This is a genomic window from Mucilaginibacter straminoryzae, assembly GCF_022953055.1.
GTDB lineage: Bacteria > Bacteroidota > Bacteroidia > Sphingobacteriales > Sphingobacteriaceae > Mucilaginibacter > Mucilaginibacter straminoryzae.
This window is the reverse complement of record NZ_JALJEJ010000003.1, coordinates 206328-223686: the sequence shown is the minus strand read 5'-3', so window position 1 is coordinate 223686 and position 17359 is coordinate 206328. Positions and strand designations below refer to the sequence as shown.

Below are 17359 nucleotides of genomic sequence, written 5' to 3'. Positions count from 1 at the left end.
TATTTCATTCACCTTACTTCACTATCTGTTCGCTGTGGGATTAAACTCACATCAACATGAACAAAAACTTTATCAGAGTTGCTGCAAGCCTGGGGTTTGCACAATTGGTATTGCAGGCAGCTGCAGTACACGCACAAGACACTACCCGAACATTGAAAGATGTGGTAGTAACTGCATCGCGTTCACCCAAAAAACAATCAGAGATCGGCAGGGTGGTAACTACCATTACCGCTGCTGAAATTGCCAGGTCGCAAGGTAAAACACTTCCAGAATTGATCAATACCGTACCCGGAATAATGTACTCGGGCGCTCAGAACATGCAGGGGCAAAGTTCAGATATCTATCTCCGCGGCGCTTCTGCAGGAAATACCCTGATCTTGGTTGATGGCTTCCCGGTTAATGATGCTTCCAGCATCGCCGGGAATTACGACCTGAATGCTTTCCCGGTTAATGAAATAGACCATATCGAGATTTTAAAAGGCAGTGGTTCTACGCTTTACGGGTCTGATGCTGTAGCGGGTGTCATCAACATCATCACTAAACACGCTACTGGTCAAGGCTTAAAAGCTACCGGTCAGTTCGTAGGCGGAAGCTACAAAACCTTCCAGGAGGCAGTTGGCTTAAATGGCAAATTGAATAAAACTGGCATTGCACTTAACGTATCGAATACTGATTCTAAAGGATTTTCAGTTGCAACGGATAAAGACCTGACAGGTACTTTTGACAACGATAGCTTCCACCAGCGTTCTATCAGCCTGAACCTGAGCCAGCCGGTGAGCAACAACTTCGTGTTAAGAGGAAACTTACAGTATAGCCGCAATACAGGTGATAACGATTATGATGCTTTTGTAGATGATAAAGATTATACCTACAAACGTACTTATTTAAACGGAGGTTTGGGCGCTACCTGGACCTTGCAGCAAGGAGCTTTAAACTTAAACGTTAGCCAGAACAACGTGCGCAATAAGTTTCAGAACTTGCCTGGAGATAACTTTAATACCTATCAGCTAACCAATAACCTGGGTAAGATCACCAACGCCGAAGCCGTGTTCAATTACAAATTTAACCAGTACCTGGATATTACCAGCGGCGCAGGTTACAAGTACAGCAGCAGCAATCAGTATGGTGAGTATAGAACCACAGGATATACACCTAAGCCATCCGTACTCTCGGCTGATTCTGCCCACACAGCAATCGGTAGTGTATATACCTCGTTATTCTTTTCGTACGATGTTTTCCATCTGGAAGTAGGAGGACGTTATAACAACCACAACAAATATGGCAGCAACTTTACTTACACAATAAATCCGTCTTTTTACCTGTTTAATCGGTTGAAAGTATTCGGTACGCTGGCCACTGCGTTCAAAGCACCTTCGTTATACCAACTGTATTCTCAGTATGGCAACATTGATCTAAAGCCAGAAAAAACGACTGGTTCTTATGAGGCTGGTCTTGATCTGGGTATCGTAAAGAACGTGCTGTCTTTCAATACCGTGTTTTACAAAAGGAGTATTGAAGATGTGATTGCATTTTATACCGATCCGAAAACTTTCGCCAGCTACTATGTTAACGCGAACAGACAAAACGACAAAGGTTTTGAAAGTGAGTTGACTTTTAAACTAAGCAATATAACTGCTTCAGCTTATGCCGCTTATGTGGTTGGTCGCCAAACGGATGCTACCGGAAAGGACACCCGCAACCTGTACCGCAGACCGAAAAATACTTACGGTGCTACGCTGGGTATACAGGTAACTAATCAGTTCTCGTTCGGGTTTAATTACAAATACACCGGCGACAGACGCGATAACGACTTTACCGTTTATCCTTCACAGATCATCACGCTGAAGCATTATAACTTGCTGGACTTGCACCTGCAAGCTGATCCTTGCCCGCGCCTGACCATTTTTGCAGATCTGAAGAACATCCTCGACGAGAATTACTTCGATTGGTACGGTTACAACACACGCCGTTTCAATGCAGCGGCTGGTGTAAAATATCAGTTTAACTAAGCTTTTTAATTTCGTCAGATTATCAGTAGTTTTGTTTACTGTTAAAAAATATGTCATTACAAAAAATTAATATCCGTAACGTGGTGCTGATCCTGATGATCGTCGCTGCTGCTGCAATGCGTTTGGTTAGTTATAAATTCCCGGCCCTGAGCAACTTTACACCAGTTGGTGCGATAGCTGTTTTCGGCGGCGTTTATTTTAATGATAAATGGAAAGCTTACCTGGTTCCGTTTGCAGCCCTTTTTGTAAGCGATATCGTAATTAACTACCTGTACACCTCAAAGCTGGTTCTTTGGTATAGCAGTTCTATCTGGATGTACCTAAGCTTCTTTGCAATGGTGTTCTTTGGTAGCCTGATAAAGAAAGTAAACATCCTGAATGTGTTTTTAGCCTCTGTTGGTGGCGTTGTGGTTCATTGGTTATTAACCGATATTGAACCATGGTTAAACGGTACGCTATACGCTAAAAACATTGGCGGGTACTTCCAGTCATTAGCGGCAGCTATCCCTTTCGAACTGAATATGATCAAAGGCGATCTGGTATTCGGCGCCATTCTTTTCATTGGCTTCGAACTGGCAAAAAGCAAATATACCGTGTTACGCAGTAAACATGAACTTGCAGCTGCATAAGCTGACGAAACAATATTTTATAAAAGCGATGAGTAATCATCGCTTTTTTTATGACATCAACTATGGAAAAACTAGTAGTACTTACCGGTGCAGGCATCAGCGCAGATAGCGGACTGAAGACTTTTCGCGATAGCGACGGCCTTTGGGAAGGATATGATATACAGGAAGTGGCTACGCCAGAAGCGTGGGAGCGTAACCCGCAACTGGTGCAGGATTTTTATAACATGCGCCGGAAGCAGGTGATAGAAGCACTGCCAAACGCCGCCCATTATGCTTTGGTAGAGCTGGAACAGAAGTATGAGGTGACGATCATTACCCAAAACATAGACGACCTGCATGAACGTGCGGGATCTACCAATGTGGTCCATCTGCACGGCGTGATCACCCGTTCGCAATCCAGCGTTAATCCAAGGCTTACTTACCCGATTGATGGTTGGGAGTTAAAGATGGGCGAAAAATGTAAACTAGGCAGTCAGCTTCGGCCACATGTGGTTTGGTTTGGCGAAGCGGTACCCATGATAGAAAAAGCTTTAGCTATTTGCACGGAAGCCGATGTTTTTATGCTGGTCGGTTCTTCGCTTGCAGTTTACCCTGCGGCTGGATTAATTAATTATGTTCCTGCAGAGGTGCCGAAATACATCGTCGACCCGGTGATACCGGACGTATCGGTAAAAAACCTGATTAAGATAGAGGAGAAGGCGAGTGTTGGAGTGGCGAGTTTGGTAGAGCAGCTACTCGGCCCCCTCTAAATCTCCCCCGGTAGGGGAGACTTTTGTTCAATAAATTTCGAATCTATAAATACATATAAAGCCCTCCCTTCCGGGGAGGGTTTGGGAGAGGCTCATGAAAAAACAATGCATTTTCAACTGGAGCGGTGGTAAGGATAGCTCTTTAGCGCTTTACCATGCGCTTCAGGATACAGAATTAGAGATTAGGTACCTGGTAACTACGGTAAACGATGCCGTTAACCGCGTTTCGATGCATGGCGTTAGAGAGGCATTGTTGATTGACCAAGCAGAAAGCATTGGTATCCCTCTATATCAGATCCGCCTTCCTGAAATGCCGGGAATGAAGGAGTATGCTGAAACTATGCACCGCCACCTTCAACATTTTAAAAGCGAAGGTATTACACACACTATATTCGGCGATATCTTCCTGGAGGATTTAAAGAACTACCGCGATGCCCGGTTAGCCGAAGTTGGCATGACAGGTATTTACCCGCTTTGGAAACGCGATACCAATGAATTAATTAGCGAGTTTTTTGATTTGGGTTTTGGTACAGTTATCGCCTGTACGCAGGAAAGGTTGGGCGAGTTTGTTGGTAAAGAAATCACTCCGGAATTGATTAGAGCCTTACCCGAAGATGTAGACGTTTGTGGCGAGAATGGCGAGTTTCACACCTTTGCATTTAAAGGCCCGATCTTTAAGCAGGAAATCAAGTACCAGGTAGGCGAGAAGGTGTTTAAGGAATACAAAGCACCTAAAGATAATAATGATGTTTGCGCTACCTCTACCGCACCCAAAATAGCAGGCTTCTGGTATTGCGACTTGTTACCTGCAGATTAAAAGTTATACCGCGAATAAGCGCCTTTAAAATCGGTCAGCATACTTTTGAAGCGTTCATTTACTGTTTTTAGAAACTCTTCGTCAAGCAATTCGAAAACGCTATTCACACCATCCGTAAGGTCCATTTCAGAAATTTTGTAAAGCTGTTCGTAAGTGCCTTTTTCTATCCGGATAATAAACTTCTGGTTCATATTCAGGATAGAGATTTTAAACTCGGGATGGGGAAGTTCTGCAATAACTCTCATGATTGTTCAAATTTAACCAATCCTTTTAAAGGATCGCCGCCGTGTAGACTGCCAAAAGTTGCAACCGGTTTAAACCTGGCGAAAAGTTCTTCGCTATACCAGGCTTCGCTGCGTGTTTTCTTAATCACTTCAGCATGTTCTCGTGAGCGGTAAGCAAATGCTTTAACATCGTCCAGGCTTTCCCAGATCGAAAATGTGGCCTGGCGATAAATAGGCGCTTCCCCAATGCCAATGGAAGTGATATAACCCTTCGCTGATGTCATCATATCCGCCACTTCATCCACGTGCGACCAGAAGTTTTTCAGCCTCGTGACACGGATGGTAGCGCGTGTAAGCACTGCAACAGGACCTTTATAATTGGTATTATCCGGTTTTCCGAAAGGCTCTTTACCATCCCATTTTCCATGGCTTTGCAAAGGCTGGCAAAGGATGGTCCATTGTTCTTTAGCAAATACCTTCCACCACTTCGCAACAAACGAACTTTTATAAAACTCGTCAAAATCTTCGCGCGAGTCCCATACAGCCATCAGTCCCCACTGTTGCCAGTCGGGCGTTAAGTCGAAAGTACCGTTCCTGCCGCTGCCCAAAAGCTTCCAGAAACTGCAACCCCTCGCCAGCATCAATGGCAGGCGGTGTACTGCCATAGAGAGCAGGGCAAAGGGCACAAAGCTTTTACGGTAACGTACAACGGTGAGGCTTACCAACATTGTTGCGAAGTAAGTCATTAAATATGAGATTCTGGTTATGCAACAAAAGGCATAGTGTTATACTTTTGTCAATATATGGCGGAAGATCTTAAAATAATAACTACAGCAGATAAAGCAGCACAATACCAATCACTGTTACCGCAAATAGAGGCATTGATCACCGGCGAGCCCGATCTGGTTGCCAACCTGGCTAACATAGCCGCAGCTTTAAAAGAGCAGTTCAATTGGTGGTGGGTAGGCTTTTACCTGGTGAAGGATGATGAATTGGTATTAGGGCCATTCCAGGGGCCCGTTGCTTGTACACGTATTGGTAAAGGTAAAGGTGTTTGCGGCGCGGCGTGGGAAAAGGAAAAAACGCTGATTGTGCCTGATGTAGAAGAGTTTCCGGGCCATATTGCCTGTAGTTCACTTTCCCGCTCGGAAATTGTTGTACCGTTACTAAGTGATGGTGAAGTTTGGGGCGTACTGGATGTTGATAGTGAACATTTGGCGCATTTTGATGAAACAGACGGCGATTATCTGGAGCAATTGGTCAACCTGATCAGGTTTTAGTGGAGAAGGTATATTTCATCTCCGGGCTGGGTGCCGATTACCGTTTGTTCAAAAACATCCAGCTAACTGGCTATGATTGCATGTATCTTAATTGGCTAGAACCACAATCCGAAGATACGCTCACTTCCTATGCTACTAAGTTGATAGAAACCTATCAGATCAGTCCGGGTTCTACCGTAATTGGTGTTTCGCTTGGTGGCATGCTCACTATCGAGATTGCCAAACAGGTAAAACTTAAAAGAGCTATTCTTATTTCGAGTATTAAGACCAGTGACGAAGCGCCTTTCTACTTTAAAGTATTCCGTAGGCTGCCTATCTACAAATGGATACCCGCACGGTTGATGACATCAGTTGGCTTTATGATCCGCCCGGTATTCGGTGCAATGGCTTCGGATGACCTATTGCTTTTTAAATCCATGCTAAGAAATTCATCGCCGACGTTTGTGAAGTGGGCCATGGGAGCGGTACTTCATTGGGACAGTACTGCACTGCTACCTAACGTTTATCATATCACTGGCGACAAGGATATGGTTTTTAATTACCGGCGCATACAGCAACCGGTAACCATTGTCAAAGACGGTACACATATTATGGTTTTTGATAAAGCAAAAATCATTACAGAGTGGTTATTGGAGATATTGGGCAAATGAAGTTACCGGAATCGTACTACCAGGATAATGATGTGATTAAGCTGAGCCGCGATCTGATAGGGAAATATCTTTTTACCCGTTTTGATGGTTTAGTTACAGGAGGCTATATTGTTGAAACAGAAGCTTATAATGGTATAATCGATCGTGCTTCGCATGCTTATAACGACCGCCGGACTAACCGTACGGAGGTGATGTACCACGCAGGCGGTATCGCTTATGTTTACCTGTGTTATGGTATCCATGAGATGCTAAACATTGTTACTTCGGTGGAAGGCCAACCGCATGCGGTGTTAATTCGCGCCATTAACCCGACGGAAGGTATAGATATCATGCAGTACCGCCGAGATATGGCTGTCGTTAAACCTAATATTACCTCCGGGCCAGGTTCTGTGGCTAAAGCTATGGGAATCTCGCGCAGAATAAATGGTATCAGTCTGCAAAGCGACACCTTGTGGATAGAAGATCGCGGCCTGGTTTTTAATGATGAACAAATTGCCGCTGTTCCAAGGGTAGGGGTTGATTATGCGGGCGAAGATGCCGCGCTGCCTTATCGTTTTTACGTAAAAGGTAATCCATACGTAAGTAAACCCAATAGATAATTTTTTAAATCAAAATTAATAAAATAGGGTTGTATGTTAATAAAGCATCAATACCTATGGAATACCAAGACGAACTTAAAAGACTGGAGAATATCGAGAAACTGCGTGGTATGATCGATAAGATCAAAACTGCAATGCTGACTACCTACAGCGCTACGGAAGGTTTTCACAGCAGGCCGATGGGGACGCTACTGCTGGACGCAGAGGGCGCCTTGTGGTTCTTCACCAATGAATACTCTACCAAGGTTGCAGAAATTTCTTTAGATAACAAAGTATCAGTCACTTATTCAGATGTAGCCAACCATGTTTACATCAGCCTTACGGGCACTGCATCTCTAGTAGACGACCGTACCAAAATGCAGGAGCTTTGGACACCCTATGTAGAAGTGTTCTTTCCGCAGGGGATAAATGATCCTGCGCTAACGCTGATGAAGATCGATACAGAGTCTGCCGAATATTGGGATAGCAGTGCAAGTAAAATTGTGGTACTGTTTAAAATGCTGAAAGCTGCGGTATTAGGAAAGACGTATCAACCCGGCGAACATGATAAAGTAGATTTATAGCAGGGGTTTTGCTTTTGCATGCGTTTTAGTAATATTGGCTGATGAATTTTGAAAACAGCCTTGCCTTTGCAGAAGGCCTTGACCATATAGATCCGCTTCGCGATTTTCGTAGTGAATTTTACATCCCGCCGCATCAGGGTGGAGACGCTATTTATTTGTGCGGTAACTCTTTAGGGCTTCAACCTAAAACGACAGCTGAAGTAATTGCTGAGCAGCTTGCCTCTTGGCGTCAGTTCGGCGTAGAAGGATGGTTTGAAGGTAGCGACCCATGGATTAGTTACCACCGCCGGCTCGCTGGACCGCTATCGCAGATTGTTGGTGCAAAACCCGAAGAGGTAACGGTGATGAATTCACTGACTATCAACCTGCACCTATTAATGGTGAGCTTCTACCGGCCACAGGGCAAACGTTTAAAAATAATAATGGAAGCCGGGGCTTTCCCTTCAGATCAATACGCAGTAGAAAGCCAGGTAAAATATCATGGCTTCAACCCCGAGGAGGCAATCATAGAAGTAGCACCGCGAGAAGGTGCGTATTTGCTGGAGACGGGAGATATTATAAACGCTATCAGAGCGCATGCGGATGAAATAGCATTGGTGCTATTTAGCGGGATCAATTATTATACAGGGCAGGTTTTCGATATGAAAGCCATTGCTAAAGCTGGTCATGAAGCGGGAGCCATTGTAGGTTTCGACCTCGCCCATGCCGCAGGAAACGTTCCGCTGCGGTTGCATGATTGGGAAGCGGATTTTGCCTGCTGGTGTTCGTATAAATACATGAATTCAAGTCCCGGTGGTATCAGTGGAATCTTCGTGCATGAAAAGCATTTCGGAGACGATCAATTAAAGCGTTTTGCCGGATGGTGGGGATACAAGCTAAACGAGCGCTTTAAAATGACGCAGGGTTTTGTTCCTGAAGCCGGTGCCGACGGATGGCAGGTGAGCACGAGTCCCATTCTGTTAATGGCTGCCCATTATGCATCGCTGCAAATATTTGAGAAGGCAGGTGGAATTAACGCCTTACGCCAAAAAAGTGAGCAGCTAACCAACTACCTCGAATTTTTGATCGAACAGATCAACCAAAAAACAGGCAAGGAAAAGTTCAAAATCATCACCCCTAAAGATATTGACCAACGCGGCGCGCAATTGTCTATTATCTGCACGCAAAACGGCAAGCAGATTTTTGATTACTTGATGCAGAACGGCGTGATCGGCGACTGGCGCGAGCCTGACGTAATCCGTTTAAGCCCGGTGCCACTGTATAATTCCTTTGTCGACGTTTACAAAGCAGGTACATTGCTCGCCCAGGCAGCAGCAAAATACTAAGCATTAGATGTTAAAGATTGCCTTTGATCCTATTTATGCGCATCCGCTGCCGCCGAGGCACCGTTTCCCGATGTTAAAATACGAGCTGATCCCAGAGCAGTTGCTGCATGAGGGCACCATCACCAAAGACAACCTTTTTTCACCTGATCCGTTTGATGAAGAAACGATTCTACTGACACATGCGCGCGACTACTGGGAACAGCTCCGCGACCTGACACTGCCACCAAAGGAGCAAAGGCGTACAGGCTTTCCTTTATCCGCAAGGTTAGTAGAGCGGGAAATCCGCATCGCTAAAGGAACAATTGATGGTTGCCATTACGCTTTTGAAAATGGCATTGCTTTTAATGTAGCTGGCGGCACCCACCATGCCGGTAGTAATTGGGGCGAAGGATTCTGCCTGTTGAATGATCAGGCTATCGCTGCTAATTATTTACTGAAACATGGCCTGGCAAAGTCCGTATTAATCGTCGACCTTGATGTACACCAGGGGAACGGAACGGCAGAGATTTTTCAAAACGAGGACCGCGTTTTTACCTTCTCTATGCACGGGGCAAATAACTTCCCCTACAGAAAAGAAAAGTCAGATCTGGATGTGCCTTTGAAAGATGCAACAGTTGGAGAAGAATATTTAGGTGTACTGTATAATGTATTGCCAGAACTAATCCGGCAACAAAAACCCGATTTTATATTTTATCTTTCAGGAGTGGACGTTCTGGAAAGTGACAAACTTGGGCGGCTAAAATTAACTAAAGAAGATTGTAAGGCGAGGGATTTATTTGTACTGGAACAGTGTAAGTTAAATAACATTCCGGTACAGGTAAGTATGGGTGGGGGCTACTCGCCAGATATCCGGGATATTGTTGAAGCGCATTGCAATACCTACCGACTGGCTAATGATCTTTACTTCTGAAACTGATAGTTTCTGATAGACTTCCAGGGCCTGCCCAAATATTCCCACAAGCTTAATCCCGTAGCTTTAAATTCAAAGGGCTGGAAATTTTCTTCAAGCTGTTCCTTCAGATTTTTTGCTACTTCTGGTGATACCTTGTTCTGCACGGTGATGTGCGGCCAAAGCTTTTGCCGATCCTGGGGGATTAACCATTCGTGCCATTGCTGCTGTAACAGCCGGTGCATTTGCGCTAACTCTTCGCTTACTATTTTAAACGCAACGCCGTTACCAATACCTACTACAGCAGATGCAGTTAATCTAAATTCGGCATTTTGTGAAGTGGTATATTCAATATCCGTCACGATTTGTTTTTCATGCGCTGGTAGATGATGAAACATGGTGAGGTGTGCATCAAGGTAATTTCGTTCAGCAGGGAAATAAGCTTTCCGGAGCTGGTTAAAGTACGCCTGAACAGAATCCTCTAATTGTAGTGTAAGTATAAGCGGATTTGAAGTTGAACCGTCCATCAGTCTTGCGCGATAATAACTTGTTCTTGATACTGATGATGCGCGCTGATTTTATTGAAACGGATATACAATAATATGGCTGCTGTAAGCAGGCCCGCGACTAAACCATACCACACCCCTTCAACACCCATGCCAAAGTGCAAGCCCAAAACGTATCCTACGGGTATACCAATTACCCAGTAAGCCAGGAAGGTAATCACTGTGGGGATGTTTACATCACCCATACCACGCAATACACCTAAGCCAATTACCTGCGCCCCATCAAAAAGCTGGAATACGGCCGCAATCAGTAGTAACTCCGCGGCGATCCCGATAACCTGCTGATCACTCGTGTAAATCCATGGTAGCAGGCGGTTAAAAAGTGTGAACAACAATGCCGTAACCGACATAAACACCAGCACTACGTGATAGCTTGCAATAGCAGAACTACGCAGATCCGTATATTTTTTTGCCCCGAAATAATTACCTGATTTAATTGCAGCCGCAGCAGACACGCCGCTGGCCATCATATAAGTGATGGAAGCCAGGTTCAGCGCTACCTGGTGCGCAGCCTGTGGTGCAGCTCCGATCGTCCCTACAATGATAGCCGCCCCGCCGAATGCACTTACTTCAAATGTATACTGCATGGCAACCGGTCCGCCGATTTTCAGAATCTCCCGCATACGTGCCCAGGTAATGAAATGGCGCTTAAATCCAACCAGATATTTTTTAAAGTTTGCAGATTTGAACACATAATAAGCCATTACTACTGCCATAATACAACGATCTGTCAGGGTACTGAAACCTGCACCGCGTACCCCCATCGGTTTGATGCCGAACATCCCTTTCACCAGTATCACACCAACAACAATATTGATCACGTTTCCCCAAATGGAAATGCTCATGGCTTGTTTGGTGAATCCCAATCCTTCGGTAAACTGCTTAAAGGTGTTGAAGATCAGCATCGGGAATACCGAAAGCCCCATGATTAGTAAAAATGGTTTAGCCTGTGCTACAACTTCGGGTGTTTGATGTAAATGATCAAGCAGCAGCATCGCACCGGTATATATGGTTGTAAACAAGATCGCCCCGGTAAAGAGGTTAATCAGCAAGCTGTTTGCTAAAAGCTTGCCACACTCTTCGAAGTTCTGCTTGCCATTTTGCTGGGCAACGAGCGGGGTAAGGCCATAAGATATACCAATACCGACCATCATGATGATGATAAAAAGGCTATTTACCAGCGCCACGGCAGCAAGGGCTATTGTGCCGGCAAAATGACCAACAATGATACTATCTGACGTTTGCACCAGGATATGACCCAATTGCGAGATCACTACGGGGATAGCCAGTTTAAGGTTGTCCCTGTAATGTGATTTGTATTGAGCGAAGTAACGTTTCATGGCTTGCCGGATTTTTGAACCGACAAAAGTACGGCTTTTCTACATAGCCTTAACCAGCTGTATAAAACTCTTCTTTCTCTGTAGTATGCACCTTTATCACACCTGATAAAACCAGGTTCACCAGTATCCGCTGGGCTCTTCGGCGACTAAGGTTTAATAGCTCGCAATACTCCTTAACAGTAATGCGCTCGTGCGTATCCAGGTATTCAAGTAATGCTTTTTCTTTTGATGAATATTTAATCAGCACACCATTTTCAGCACCAGACCTTTTTAAAACATCCACTACAATTTTGCTGGCCAGTACGCTCTTGTCCTTCACGCGTACATAAACCCACCATTTGCCGTCTTCACCCAGGGCGTAGTGCGGTTTGCTGTCGCTTTCCTCTATATCTACAACCAGAACCAGTTTATCATCTACATAGATCTCTTCAAAGGCGGGCTCAAGCGCAGGTTTGGCGTAAAAGTGCGCAGCCCTGGTAATCATGTAGCGCTCTTCATCTTCAGATTTTACCCCTTTGATAGAGCCATCGTCCATCACCCCAATCAGCAAACGGCCACCTTTATTATTGGCAAACGAAACCATCGTCTTAGCGATCTTCTCGCAGCTGGTTATCGTTTTTTTAAAATCCTGCGTAACACCTTCACCTTCATATATCAGTTTCCTGATGTTCATTCATTGCCTCCGTTCTGTTAAGTAGTATACGGCTTATATTTCTGCATCCATCTGTCGATGTTCTCCAAGGCGCTAAAGCCAAACTGCTCATATAAGCCGTGTGCATCAAGCGTTGCGAGCAGCCATCTTCTTAACCCATCCAACTCCGGATGGTTAACCACCGCATCCATCAAGCGTTTGCCAAGTCCCTTGCCACGATGTTCTTTTAGGATAAATACGTCGCATATATAGGCGAAAGAAGCTTTATCGGTAATCACACGTGCTAACCCGGCAAATTCGCCATCTTTGCAAACACTAAAACACATCGAGTTCTTCACTGCACGTTCAAAACGCTCAAGCTGTAAACCTGCTGCCCAGTAAGATTCATTGATCAAAAAATCATAAGCTTTCCCGATATCTACTAACGCAGGATCAGTTGAAATGATGTATCCATCATCAGCGTTATCAGTATTATTAGTTTGTATTGACATAGTTCAGGTCGTGGCATTTATAAAGTTAAGGTCGCGAATATAAACTTCAATACTTACAGTAACGCAAAGTTCACCGCTTGTGTTGAACACCTCTATCAAAAATGGCTTAACAAATTTGCCTTCATTCAGCAATAGTTGTTCGGCATCGGCAATATCAGTTTCGCTGATATTAATGGCAAAAAAAAGATCAGTAGCGCCCGGCTTAATAAACTGTATCTCTGCCGATTTACTCCATACAATTACTTTGTACCCCTTTTTTGTAAAGATCTGGTAAAAAAGAACAGGGTAGAAGGGGTCAGCTGCCGCGAAAATAGTTCCGCCAAAAATTGAGTTGTTGTAATTACGGTTTAACAGGCTCTTGTTGAGTTTTACGCTAGCCGACCTGAAATCCTTAGCGATATCCTGCACCCAAACGCGTTGAAGGAACATTGGCGGATAAAACCGTAACGCCCATTTTAACGCAGAAGCTCCGATAGACATGCTGCTAATATCAAAATTAGCATTGAGTATTTACAGAATAAGTTTTAAACAGCAGATGAGCTACCTTAAATAATTGCAAACACACTTTGAGGATCATCGTTAAATAAGTATCAAGAAAACGGAGATGCTGATAATGTTGATTATTTATTTGTGTAAAAAATATATTACAAAAGCGAATGCACTCCAGCTGTTTACTAAAAGACGACTGACGTAGCTTGCAAAAGCTATTTCTTGCTCAGCAATTCAATGATCTTGTTTTTGTCAGAAATCTGGCTCTCCAATAGCTCTATGTGCTTCTTCAGCGTTTCTTTTTCGTTCAGATATTGTGATTCGGGTTCTGCCGCTAAAGCTATAGGTGGATATTCTTTATAGCTATCTGTTTTATAGGTTTTTTCTTCTTCAAAGAAGACAACAATAGGTTGATGTAGTGCCTCGGCTATTTTTTTTAAGGTTTTTACCTTGATACTATCAGTAGACAACATCTTGTAAAAACCGGCTTCGGTCATCCCGATTGCAGAAGACAACTCTGAGAGAGTGATCTTCCGCTGCTTTGCCAATAACCGGATCTTACTCTCTATTGTTGTAAAAAAAATATCCTTTTGATTGTCAGGCATATGCAGAGTTCCCTATAAAAAAGTTTGAATTAAAATTTGCTATTACTTAACTTTAATATAGTTTAGTGCAGCAAAAATTTTCCTAAACATAGAAAATATTTGCCGATACTGAAAACCTATGCAAAAAACCCTGCTTAAATACAGGATTGACGAACTGCTTGGTCAATTATCTGTAAGAGACTATCGCAAAGCCCAGCTACTGATACCGCAGATTTTAAATGTAAGTTCAAAAACATTTAGCAATTATCGAAAAATCAAATTCGATGATAAGCAGGACATTCCGCACGAAAAAGTAGTATTGCTCGAGAAATTGTTCGCACTTGGCCCCGGTGAGTTACAAAACTTTTTTTACGATATCGAACCAATTAAAACCCTCGGTCTCGAAAATCAGCCAGCTCCCCAGAAAATTAAACGAAAATCAAAATGACCTATGATTTATCACACCGATTTGATGGCCTGTTTACTGGCAGAACAAAGTGAAAAGAAGGCAGAGCTTGACCGGCACATCCAGTTTGACTGGTTAGGAGTGGATGATACCTATGCTAAAACCTTGAAACGATATCATAAAATGAAAAAGCTGGCGAAAAGAATTATTCAAATACAAAACCTGGTAGATAACTGGAGCAATTGCGCGCCATTACCCGAAATTTTGGGCACCGGTGTAAGAGAGATTACTACCAATTAGGTTAGGTTACGGTCCCGGAACCACACTTCCTCGGGTGAAGCATCAAATTTACTCATCAGGTCTATCAATTCTATAGAATTAGACGAGGTAATAATCAACTGCCTGTTTGCCGGTTTTAAAAACTTCCTTTCAACCATTACATCCATTTGTTGCAGTAAAAAGTCGTAAAAACCGTTCACGTTCAATAAACCTACAGGATTTTGGTGAAGCCCTAATTGCAACCAGGTTAGTACTTCAAAGAATTCTTCAAGCGTACCGAAGCCGCCGGGCAACATAATAACACCCTCGCACAAATCGGTCATCATTTGTTTACGCTGGTGCATATTCTCTACAATATGTAGTTCGGTTAAGCCTTTATGACCAACCTCCTTATCCATTAAAAACTTCGGGATTACGCCGATTGCCTTTCCGCCGCGGGAGAGCACTGCATCTGCAAGCAAGCCCATCACGCCGACACGCCCACCGCCAAAAACCAGCGTGATATCTTTAGCCACCATTACGTCGGCAAGTTCATCAATTGCTGCTTTAAGAAAAGGATCTCCGTTAAAGTTGGCGCCACAAAATACGCTGATAGCTTTCATGTTAAGGTTGTAAGGATGTTGTAAGTAACCAATAAAAAGTTGTACGGGCAAATTAACTAATCAACACTTGGTGCAGAACCGGCCATACCTTATCAGCAATAATACGGTAACCGGCAGCCGAAGGATGAAGTCCGTCGCGCAGATTCAGGTGCGGCATCCCGGCAACACCTTCCAGAAAGAAAGGGACAAAAGCCATGTGATTAGCGGTGGCCAGCTTGCTGAAGATATTGCGAAACTCTGCTGCAAAAGCACCGGGAATAAAAGCAGGCAGCTGCATACCCATTAAGGCCAGCTTAACATCCGGATACTTTTCTTTTACCCGGTCTATTATGGTTTGAAGGTTTTGATGGGTAGTAGCAGGAGGGATTCCTCTCAATATATCATTAATACCCAGTTCAAGAATGAAGACATCAACTTGCCTTCCTAACCAATAATTTAAGCGATTAAGCCCTCCGGATGAAGTATCCCCACTCAGGCCGGCATTTATTACCTGGTAATTTAGGCCATGCGCTTTGATCTTCTGCTGAATTAACGCCGGGAAAGACTCGTTATGCACATCGCCTAAGCCGTAACCGGCCGTAAGACTGTCGCCGAAAAAGAGGATATTTTTGTTATTCATTTGTAGATAAGTCCATTTGTTCATTAATACGCTTAGTTTACAAAAGCAATACCAATAAACAAATGAACTATTGAACTACCTTTTATTTGCTGGTGTAGTTTGGTGCTTCCTTGGTGATGGTGATATCGTGCGGGTGCGATTCGCGCATACCGGCAGCAGTAATACGTACAAATTTAGCTTCCTGCAAACCCGGGATATCAGCCGCACCACAGTAATGCATACCTGCCCGTAAACCACCAATATATTGGTAGATCACTTCGGCAAGGGTACCTTTATAAGGTACACGACCAACGATACCTTCCGGAACCAGTTTAGTTACCACGTCTGTTTCGTCCTGGAAATAACGGTCTTTAGAACCCTGCTCCATTGCGTCTACAGAACCCATACCACGGTATGATTTAAATTTACGTCCTTCGTAAATGATGGTTTCACCCGGTGACTCTTCCACACCGGCGAACAACGAACCAGCCATGATAGAGCTTGCACCTGCAGCAATCGCTTTAACAATATCGCCTGTTTGCTTGATACCACCATCTGCAATTACCGGGATGCCTGTTCCTTTCAATGCTTTTGCACATTCGTAAACGGCGTAAAGCTGTGGAACACCTACGCCTGCTACAATACGGGTAGTACAGATAGAACCCGGTCCGATACCCACTTTTACGCCATCTGCACCCGCTTCTGCCAGCGCAATTGATGCTTCGGCAGTGGCTACGTTACCTGCTATCACCTGCAAATCCGGGAATAATTGTTTGATGGCTTTAACCATATCAATCACGCCTTTAGAGTGGCCGTGTGCAGTATCAACCGTTACCACGTCTACACCTGCGGCAACCAATGCTTTTACACGTTCTATGTTATCGCCGGATACCCCAACCGCGGCGCCTACGCGTAAACGGCCATGTTCGTCTTTACAGGCAGTAGGGTAGTTCTTAAATTTCTGAATATCTTTAAAAGTAATTAAGCCAACCAGTTTATTGTTGCCATCAACTACCGGAAGTTTCTCTATTTTATGATTCTGAAGAATTTCCTCTGCCTGGAAAAGGGTAGTACCTTCCGGTGCAGTGATCAGGTTGGCGCTGGTCATTACCTCGCGCACCGATTTGCTCATATCTTTTTGGAAGCGCAGATCGCGATTGGTGATAATGCCTACTAGTGTACCGTTGTCAGTAACCACGGGTATGCCGCCTATTTTGTATTCTCTCAGAATTTTAAATGCGTCCGACACCAGGGAGTCCTCATGTAAGGTAACCGGATCCTGGATCATGCCGCTTTCCGAACGTTTAACTTTACGTACTTCTTCTGCCTGTGCCTGTATGCTCATGTTTTTGTGCAGCATACCAATACCACCAGCCTGCGCAATAGCAATAGCCAGTTGCGAACCGGTTACAGTATCCATTGCTGCAGAAATGATCGGAATATTTAACCGGATCTTACGGGTTAGGAAAGAACGGGTGTCAACATCTCGCGGTAAAACTTCAGAATAAGCCGGGATAAGCAGAACATCATCATATGTTAAACCTTCGGCGATAAATTTGGAGGAATCGAGCATGGCAAATAATGTTGTTTGAGATTTATTATTTGCCGGACAAAGGTA

23 protein-coding genes are annotated in these 17359 nt (G+C 44.1%); 12 read left to right on the top strand and 11 right to left on the bottom strand.

Annotation, left to right across the window (positions count from 1 at the left end; all coding sequences use genetic code 11):
• The first annotated feature begins 56 nt into the window (after nt 1–56).
• The 4 genes from MUY27_RS08230 to MUY27_RS08215 all read left to right on the top strand — a co-directional run bounded on the left by MUY27_RS08230 (nt 57) and on the right by MUY27_RS08215 (nt 4204).
• The gene (locus tag MUY27_RS08230) at nt 57–2009 is read left to right on the top strand and encodes a TonB-dependent receptor plug domain-containing protein (RefSeq protein WP_245129525.1); all 1953 of its coding nucleotides are present in this window, start codon (nt 57–59) and stop codon (nt 2007–2009) included.
• Between the two features lie 50 nt (nt 2010–2059).
• The gene (locus MUY27_RS08225; protein ID WP_245129524.1) at nt 2060–2638 is read left to right on the top strand and encodes a DUF6580 family putative transport protein; all 579 of its coding nucleotides are present in this window, start codon (nt 2060–2062) and stop codon (nt 2636–2638) included.
• A 62-nt stretch (nt 2639–2700) separates the two neighbouring features.
• Complete coding sequence (locus MUY27_RS08220) at nt 2701–3387, top strand: SIR2 family NAD-dependent protein deacylase (RefSeq protein WP_245129523.1); 687 nt, start codon at nt 2701–2703, stop codon at nt 3385–3387.
• A gap of 94 nt (nt 3388–3481) precedes the next feature.
• Nucleotides 3482–4204 carry a Dph6-related ATP pyrophosphatase gene (locus MUY27_RS08215; protein WP_245129522.1) on the top strand — a complete coding sequence of 241 codons (723 nt, stop codon included), beginning with the start codon at nt 3482–3484 and terminating at the stop codon, nt 4202–4204.
• On the opposite strand, the gene MUY27_RS08210 is transcribed toward MUY27_RS08215, so the two are convergent.
• The gene (locus MUY27_RS08210) at nt 4201–4449 is read right to left on the bottom strand and encodes a hypothetical protein (protein ID WP_245129521.1); all 249 of its coding nucleotides are present in this window, start codon (nt 4447–4449) and stop codon (nt 4201–4203) included. The two genes, MUY27_RS08215 and MUY27_RS08210, sit on opposite strands and share 4 nt — an antisense overlap.
• Nucleotides 4446–5174, bottom strand: coding sequence for a DUF3291 domain-containing protein (locus tag MUY27_RS08205; RefSeq protein ID WP_245129520.1), 729 nt, complete (start codon nt 5172–5174; stop codon nt 4446–4448). Before MUY27_RS08205 ends, MUY27_RS08210 begins: the two co-directional genes overlap by 4 nt.
• A 57-nt stretch (nt 5175–5231) precedes the next feature.
• Here MUY27_RS08205 and MUY27_RS08200 point away from each other — a divergent pair, with 57 nt between their 5' ends.
• From MUY27_RS08200 to MUY27_RS08175, 6 genes are read left to right on the top strand one after another with little or no spacing between them, the layout of a single operon-like run.
• Entirely contained in the window at nt 5232–5708 is a 477-nt protein-coding gene (locus MUY27_RS08200; RefSeq protein WP_245129519.1) for a GAF domain-containing protein, read from the top strand.
• Complete coding sequence (locus MUY27_RS08195) at nt 5708–6358, top strand: alpha/beta hydrolase (RefSeq protein WP_245129518.1); 651 nt, start codon at nt 5708–5710, stop codon at nt 6356–6358. The genes MUY27_RS08200 and MUY27_RS08195 overlap by 1 nt, the downstream gene beginning before the upstream one ends.
• A complete protein-coding gene (locus MUY27_RS08190) occupies nt 6355–6957 on the top strand; it encodes a DNA-3-methyladenine glycosylase (protein WP_245129517.1) in 603 nt (200 codons plus the stop codon). The genes MUY27_RS08195 and MUY27_RS08190 overlap by 4 nt, the downstream gene beginning before the upstream one ends.
• Nucleotides 6958–7013: 56 nt before the next feature.
• Nucleotides 7014–7520, top strand: coding sequence for a pyridoxamine 5'-phosphate oxidase family protein (locus MUY27_RS08185; RefSeq protein WP_245129516.1), 507 nt, complete (start codon nt 7014–7016; stop codon nt 7518–7520).
• A 41-nt stretch (nt 7521–7561) separates the two neighbouring features.
• Nucleotides 7562–8845 carry a kynureninase gene (gene kynU, locus MUY27_RS08180; protein ID WP_245129515.1) on the top strand — a complete coding sequence of 428 codons (1284 nt, stop codon included), beginning with the start codon at nt 7562–7564 and terminating at the stop codon, nt 8843–8845.
• Nucleotides 8846–8852: 7 nt separating this feature from the next.
• A complete protein-coding gene (locus MUY27_RS08175; protein ID WP_245129514.1) occupies nt 8853–9755 on the top strand; it encodes a histone deacetylase family protein in 903 nt (300 codons plus the stop codon).
• Here the strand turns inward: MUY27_RS08175 and MUY27_RS08170 are convergent.
• The 6 genes from MUY27_RS08170 to MUY27_RS08145 all read right to left on the bottom strand — a co-directional run bounded on the left by MUY27_RS08170 (nt 9746) and on the right by MUY27_RS08145 (nt 13877).
• On the bottom strand, nt 9746–10261 hold the full coding sequence (locus MUY27_RS08170; protein ID WP_245129513.1) for a 2'-5' RNA ligase family protein: 516 nt from the start codon (nt 10259–10261) through the stop codon (nt 9746–9748). The two genes, MUY27_RS08175 and MUY27_RS08170, sit on opposite strands and share 10 nt — an antisense overlap.
• On the bottom strand, nt 10261–11640 hold the full coding sequence (locus MUY27_RS08165) for an MATE family efflux transporter (protein WP_245129512.1): 1380 nt from the start codon (nt 11638–11640) through the stop codon (nt 10261–10263). The genes MUY27_RS08170 and MUY27_RS08165 overlap by 1 nt, the downstream gene beginning before the upstream one ends.
• A gap of 49 nt (nt 11641–11689) precedes the next feature.
• The gene (locus MUY27_RS08160) at nt 11690–12313 is read right to left on the bottom strand and encodes an AlbA family DNA-binding domain-containing protein (protein WP_245129511.1); all 624 of its coding nucleotides are present in this window, start codon (nt 12311–12313) and stop codon (nt 11690–11692) included.
• A gap of 17 nt (nt 12314–12330) precedes the next feature.
• Nucleotides 12331–12783: a GNAT family N-acetyltransferase gene (locus MUY27_RS08155; protein WP_245129510.1), complete on the bottom strand. Its 453-nt coding sequence runs from the start codon at nt 12781–12783 to the stop codon at nt 12331–12333.
• Nucleotides 12784–12786: 3 nt separating this feature from the next.
• Complete coding sequence (locus tag MUY27_RS08150; RefSeq protein ID WP_245129509.1) at nt 12787–13263, bottom strand: DUF4442 domain-containing protein; 477 nt, start codon at nt 13261–13263, stop codon at nt 12787–12789.
• A 224-nt stretch (nt 13264–13487) separates the two neighbouring features.
• Nucleotides 13488–13877 carry a helix-turn-helix domain-containing protein gene (locus tag MUY27_RS08145; protein ID WP_245129508.1) on the bottom strand — a complete coding sequence of 130 codons (390 nt, stop codon included), beginning with the start codon at nt 13875–13877 and terminating at the stop codon, nt 13488–13490.
• A 118-nt stretch (nt 13878–13995) separates the two neighbouring features.
• Between MUY27_RS08145 and MUY27_RS08140 the strand changes: the two genes are divergently transcribed.
• Nucleotides 13996–14304: a hypothetical protein gene (locus tag MUY27_RS08140; protein ID WP_245129507.1), complete on the top strand. Its 309-nt coding sequence runs from the start codon at nt 13996–13998 to the stop codon at nt 14302–14304.
• 3 nt (nt 14305–14307) lie between these two features.
• Nucleotides 14308–14562 (top strand): hypothetical protein, encoded by a 255-nt coding sequence (locus MUY27_RS08135; protein WP_245129506.1) that lies wholly within the window; start codon nt 14308–14310, stop codon nt 14560–14562.
• Here MUY27_RS08135 and MUY27_RS08130 read toward each other — a convergent pair.
• From MUY27_RS08130 to guaB, 3 genes are all read right to left on the bottom strand, one after another.
• Entirely contained in the window at nt 14559–15143 is a 585-nt protein-coding gene (locus tag MUY27_RS08130; RefSeq protein ID WP_245129505.1) for an LOG family protein, read from the bottom strand. The genes MUY27_RS08135 and MUY27_RS08130 overlap by 4 nt on opposite strands.
• A 52-nt stretch (nt 15144–15195) precedes the next feature.
• Nucleotides 15196–15762, bottom strand: coding sequence for an arylesterase (locus MUY27_RS08125; protein WP_245129504.1), 567 nt, complete (start codon nt 15760–15762; stop codon nt 15196–15198).
• An 82-nt stretch (nt 15763–15844) separates the two neighbouring features.
• On the bottom strand, nt 15845–17314 hold the full coding sequence (guaB, locus tag MUY27_RS08120) for an IMP dehydrogenase (RefSeq protein ID WP_245129503.1): 1470 nt from the start codon (nt 17312–17314) through the stop codon (nt 15845–15847).
• Between the last annotated feature and the right edge of the window lie 45 nt (nt 17315–17359).

Coding starts and splice junctions, on each gene's coding strand:
- MUY27_RS08230 (WP_245129525.1), top strand. CDS start 57: ATGAACAAAAACTTTATCAGAGTTGCTGCAAGCCTGGGGTTTGCACAA.
- MUY27_RS08225 (WP_245129524.1), top strand. CDS start 2,060: ATGTCATTACAAAAAATTAATATCCGTAACGTGGTGCTGATCCTGATG.
- MUY27_RS08220 (WP_245129523.1), top strand. CDS start 2,701: ATGGAAAAACTAGTAGTACTTACCGGTGCAGGCATCAGCGCAGATAGC.
- MUY27_RS08215 (WP_245129522.1), top strand. CDS start 3,482: ATGAAAAAACAATGCATTTTCAACTGGAGCGGTGGTAAGGATAGCTCT.
- MUY27_RS08210 (WP_245129521.1), bottom strand. CDS start 4,449: ATGAGAGTTATTGCAGAACTTCCCCATCCCGAGTTTAAAATCTCTATC.
- MUY27_RS08205 (WP_245129520.1), bottom strand. CDS start 5,174: ATGACTTACTTCGCAACAATGTTGGTAAGCCTCACCGTTGTACGTTAC.
- MUY27_RS08200 (WP_245129519.1), top strand. CDS start 5,232: ATGGCGGAAGATCTTAAAATAATAACTACAGCAGATAAAGCAGCACAA.
- MUY27_RS08190 (WP_245129517.1), top strand. CDS start 6,355: ATGAAGTTACCGGAATCGTACTACCAGGATAATGATGTGATTAAGCTG.
- MUY27_RS08185 (WP_245129516.1), top strand. CDS start 7,014: ATGGAATACCAAGACGAACTTAAAAGACTGGAGAATATCGAGAAACTG.
- kynU (WP_245129515.1), top strand. CDS start 7,562: ATGAATTTTGAAAACAGCCTTGCCTTTGCAGAAGGCCTTGACCATATA.
- MUY27_RS08175 (WP_245129514.1), top strand. CDS start 8,853: ATGTTAAAGATTGCCTTTGATCCTATTTATGCGCATCCGCTGCCGCCG.
- MUY27_RS08170 (WP_245129513.1), bottom strand. CDS start 10,261: ATGGACGGTTCAACTTCAAATCCGCTTATACTTACACTACAATTAGAG.
- MUY27_RS08165 (WP_245129512.1), bottom strand. CDS start 11,640: ATGAAACGTTACTTCGCTCAATACAAATCACATTACAGGGACAACCTT.
- MUY27_RS08160 (WP_245129511.1), bottom strand. CDS start 12,313: ATGAACATCAGGAAACTGATATATGAAGGTGAAGGTGTTACGCAGGAT.
- MUY27_RS08155 (WP_245129510.1), bottom strand. CDS start 12,783: ATGTCAATACAAACTAATAATACTGATAACGCTGATGATGGATACATC.
- MUY27_RS08150 (WP_245129509.1), bottom strand. CDS start 13,263: ATGTCTATCGGAGCTTCTGCGTTAAAATGGGCGTTACGGTTTTATCCG.
- MUY27_RS08145 (WP_245129508.1), bottom strand. CDS start 13,877: ATGCCTGACAATCAAAAGGATATTTTTTTTACAACAATAGAGAGTAAG.
- MUY27_RS08140 (WP_245129507.1), top strand. CDS start 13,996: ATGCAAAAAACCCTGCTTAAATACAGGATTGACGAACTGCTTGGTCAA.
- MUY27_RS08135 (WP_245129506.1), top strand. CDS start 14,308: ATGATTTATCACACCGATTTGATGGCCTGTTTACTGGCAGAACAAAGT.
- MUY27_RS08130 (WP_245129505.1), bottom strand. CDS start 15,143: ATGAAAGCTATCAGCGTATTTTGTGGCGCCAACTTTAACGGAGATCCT.
- MUY27_RS08125 (WP_245129504.1), bottom strand. CDS start 15,762: ATGAATAACAAAAATATCCTCTTTTTCGGCGACAGTCTTACGGCCGGT.
- guaB (WP_245129503.1), bottom strand. CDS start 17,314: ATGCTCGATTCCTCCAAATTTATCGCCGAAGGTTTAACATATGATGAT.